We start from the raw sequence: 4,312 nt of genomic DNA, 5'->3' as shown, positions 1-4,312 counted from the left end.
CGGCCGTGCTGGCTGTGGCGGAGCAACTCGCCGGGCAGGGTCGCAAGACCAAGCGGCTGACGGTCAGCCACGCGTTCCACTCGCCGCTGATGGACCCGATGCTGGACGAGTTCCGCACGGTGGCCGAAGGCCTGACCTTCCACGCTCCCCGGATCCCGATCGTCTCCACCCTCGACCAGGACGCCGACCTCACCGCGCCCGAGTACTGGGTGCGCCACGTCCGCGAAGCCGTCCGCTTCCGCGACGCGATCGCGGCGTTGGAGGCGCAGGGCGTCCGCACGTTCGTGGAGCTCGGCCCGGACGGCGTGCTCGCCGCGATGGGACAGGACTGCGTGACCGAGGCGGCGGCCTTCGCGCCGCTGCTGCGCGCCGACCGTCCCGAGGACCGTGCGCTCACTGCCGCCCTCGCCCAACTCCATGTGCGTGGCGTGGCCGTGGACTGGTCGGCGTTCTTCGCCGGACGCGGTGCGCGACGCGTGGACCTGCCGACCTATGCCTTCCAGCGGCAGTGGTACTGGCTGGAGAACGCCGCCGTCGCGGCGGTCCCGGCGCAGGGGCAGAGCGACGCGGTGGACGCCACCTTCTGGGAGGCCGTCGACCGCGGCGACCTCGACGCCCTCTCCACGGCCCTCGAACTGGGCGGCGACCAGCCGTTCAGCTCGGTGCTGCCCGCGCTCTCGGCCTGGCGCCGCAAGAGCCGCGAGCAGGCGACGGTGGACGGCTGGCGCTACCGCGTCACCTGGAAGCCGGTGCGCCAGGCAGCCTCGGGCACCCCCTCGGGCACCTGGCTGGTGGCCTTCCCGACCGGGACGAGCGAGAGCACCGCCGTGCTCGCCGCGCTGCGGGCGCTGTCCGCGCGCGGCGTCGAGGTCCGGCAGGTCGAGATCGACAGCGCGGCGCCGGAGCGCGGCGCCGTGGCGCAGCTGCTGCGTGACGCCGCGCAGGACGCCACTGCGGTCGCCGGTGTGGTCTGGCTGCCCGGCTCGGACCCTGAGCCGGTGCTCACCGCGACGCTCGTGCAGGCCTTGGGGGATGCGGGTGTCGTCGCACCGCTGTGGTGCCTGACGGGCGGTGCGGTGTCGACGGGCCGCTCGGACCGGCTCGCCGGTCCCGAGCAGGCGCAGCTGTGGGGTCTGGGCCGGGTGGTGGCGCTGGAGCACCCGGAGCGCTGGGGTGGTCTGGTCGACCTCCCGGAGACCGTCGACGACCGCGTGCTCGCGCGGCTGGCGGGCGTGCTGGCCGGTGCCGGTGGCGAGGACCAGGTCGCGGTCCGCGCGTCGGGCGTCTTCGCCCGTCGCCTGGTGCGGTCGACCCGGGGCGAGGCCACCCCGTGGCAGCCCTCGGGCACGGTGCTCGTCACGGGCGGCACGGGTGCGCTGGGTGCGGAGGTGTCCCGTTGGCTGGCCCGCAACGGCGCCGAGCACCTGTTGCTGACGAGTCGTCGTGGTCCGGACGCGCCCGGTGCGGTCGAGCTGCGCGACGAGCTGGCCGCCGTCGGTGTGCGTGTGACCGTCGCCGCGTGTGACGTGTCCGACCGTGAGGCGCTGGCCGCGCTCCTCGCGTCGCTGGACGAGCCGGTCTCGGCGGTCTTCCACACGGCCGGTGTGCTGGATGACGGAATGGTGGACGGCCTGACCGCCGAGCGCTTCGCCGCCGTCACACGTCCGAAGGTGGACGCGGCCCGCAACCTGCATGAACTCACCGACGGCCTGTCGGCGTTCGTGCTCTTCTCCTCGATCGCCGGCACCATCGGCAACGCCGGCCAGGCCAACTACGCGGCCGCCAACGCCTATCTGGACGCGCTCGTCGAGCAGCGCCGGGCCGACGGCCTCGCGGCCACGTCGATCGCCTGGGGCCCGTGGGCCCAGGGCGGCATGGCCGCCGACGCGACCCTCGAACAGCGTCTGCGCCGCGACGGCGTCCCGCCGATGGCTCCGGCTGCGGCTGTTGCCGCCCTCCAGCAGGCACTGGACCACGGTGACGGTGCCCTCACGATCGCCGACATCGCCTGGGACCGCTTCCTGTCGGTCATGACGGCCGCGCGCCCCAGCCTCCTCTTCGACGAACTGCCGGAGGCCCGACCGGCCGCCACCGGTGCCGAGGCGCCGGTTGCCGCCGCCTCGCCGACCGGCCGCCTGGCCGGCCTGTCCGAGGCCGAGCAGCGCCGCGCCCTGCTGGACCTGGTGCGCACCACCGTCGCCACCGTCCTCGCCCACACCGGTACGGAGAAGGTCGAGTCCGGCCGGGCCTTCAAGGAGCTCGGTTTCGACTCGCTGACCGCCGTCGAGCTGCGCAACCGGCTCAACGCGTCCACTGGCCTCAGCCTGCCGAGCAGCCTGGTCTTCGACTACCCGACGGCCGACGCGCTCGCCGACCACCTGCGCACCGAGCTTCTCGGCCGCGACGTCTCCGCCGTGACGCCGACCGCGGTCACCGTCGCGGCAGAGGACGAGCCGATCGCCATCGTCGCCATGAGCTGCCGGTTCCCCGGCGGCGTCAGCACCCCCGAGGAGCTGTGGCAGCTGCTCGTCGCGGGCGGCGACGCGATGTCCGGTCTGCCGACCGACCGCGGCTGGAACGTCGACACGCTCTACGACCCGGACCCGGAGCAGGTCGGCAGGATCTACACCCGTGAGGGCGGATTCCTCTACGACGCGGCCGAGTTCGATCCCGCCTTCTTCGGCGTCTCGCCGCGCGAGGCGCTCTCCATGGACCCGCAGCAGCGTCTGCTGCTGGAGACCTCCTGGGAGGCGTTCGAGCGCGCCGGCATCGACCCGAGCGCCCTGCGCGGCAGCCGCACCGGCGTCTTCGCCGGCACCAACGGCCAGGACTACCTCGCGCTCCTGATGAACTCGCCCGAGGAGCTGGAAGGCCACCTCGGCACCGGCACCTCGGCCAGCGTGCTGGCCGGCCGACTCTCGTACACCTTCGGGCTGGAGGGCCCGGCGGTCTCCGTCGACACCGCCTGCTCGTCCTCGCTGGTCGCCCTGCACCTGGCGGTGCAGGCGCTGCGCAACGGCGAGTGCGAGCTCGCCCTCGCGGGCGGCGTCACCGTGATGGCCACGCCCGACACCTTCCTCGACTTCAGCCGCCAGCGCGGCCTCTCGGCGGACGGCCGCTGCAAGGCCTTCTCCGCCGCCGCGGACGGCACCGCGTGGGGCGAGGGCGCGGGCATGCTGCTCGTCGAGCGGCTCTCGGACGCGCAGCGCAACGGGCACCCGGTGCTCGCGGTCGTCCGCGGCTCGGCCGTCAACCAGGACGGCGCCAGCAACGGCCTGACCGCCCCCAACGGACCTTCTCAGCAGCGCGTCATCCGCCAGGCGCTGGAGAACGCGCGCCTCACCGCCGACCAGATCGACGCGGTCGAGGCCCACGGCACCGGCACGGCACTCGGCGACCCGATCGAGGCCCAGGCCCTCCTCGCCACCTACGGTCAGCGCCCCGCCGACCAGCCGCTCCGGCTGGGCTCGATCAAGTCGAACATCGGGCACACGCAGGCGGCGGCGGGCGTGGCCGGTGTGATCAAGATGGTCCTGGCGATGCAGCACGGCGTGCTGCCGCAGACCCTGCACGTGGAGCAGCCGACGCCGCACGTCGACTGGTCGGCGGGCGCGGTGGAGCTGCTGACCGAGGCCGCCGACTGGCCGGAGACCGGCGCGCCGCGCCGGGTCGGCATCTCGTCCTTCGGCTTCAGCGGGACCAACGCGCACACCATCCTGGAGCAGGCGCCCGACGTCTCCCCGGAGCCGGCTGCCGAGGCGACGGTCTCGCCCTCGGCGCTGCCGGTGGTGCTCTCCGGGCGGGACGCGGCCGCCCTGCGGGGTCAGGCCAAGCGGCTGCTGCCGGTTGCTGGAGACGCCGAACTCCCCAGCCTGGCCTTCTCGTTGGCGACGGGCCGGGCGGCGCTGGAGCGCCGTGCGGTGGTCGTGGCGGGGGAGCGGGACGAACTGCTGCGCGGACTGAACGCGTTGGCGTCGGGGGAGTCCGCACCGAACGTGGTCGAGGCCTCCGCTGTCGAGGGCCGGGTCGCCTTCCTGTTCACCGGTCAGGGCAGTCAGCGGGCGGGGATGGGCGCCGAACTCTACGGCGCCTTCCCGGTGTTCGCGGACGCGCTGGACGAGGTGTTCGCGCATCTGGACCAGTACCTGGATTGTTCGCTGCGCGAGGTGGTCTTCGCGGGTGAGCGGATCGATGAGACGGCGTACACGCAGCCTGCGTTGTTCGCGGTCGAGGTCGCGCTGTTCCGCCTGCTCGAGTCGTGGGGTGTGCGGCCGGACTTCCTGGCCGGTCACTCGATCGGCGAGATCGCGGC

At 73.9% G+C, this 4,312-nt stretch carries 1 protein-coding gene; it reads left to right on the top strand.

Going from position 1 to position 4,312, the window contains the following annotated elements:
- On the top strand, window positions 1-4,312 hold a 4,312-nt coding region (locus TR49_RS34405; RefSeq protein ID WP_152627607.1), incomplete at both ends, for a type I polyketide synthase.

Source organism: Streptacidiphilus melanogenes, from assembly GCF_000787835.1.
Classification (GTDB): Bacteria; Actinomycetota; Actinomycetes; order Streptomycetales; family Streptomycetaceae; genus Streptacidiphilus; species Streptacidiphilus melanogenes.
This window is presented reverse-complemented; position numbering and strand designations above follow the sequence as displayed.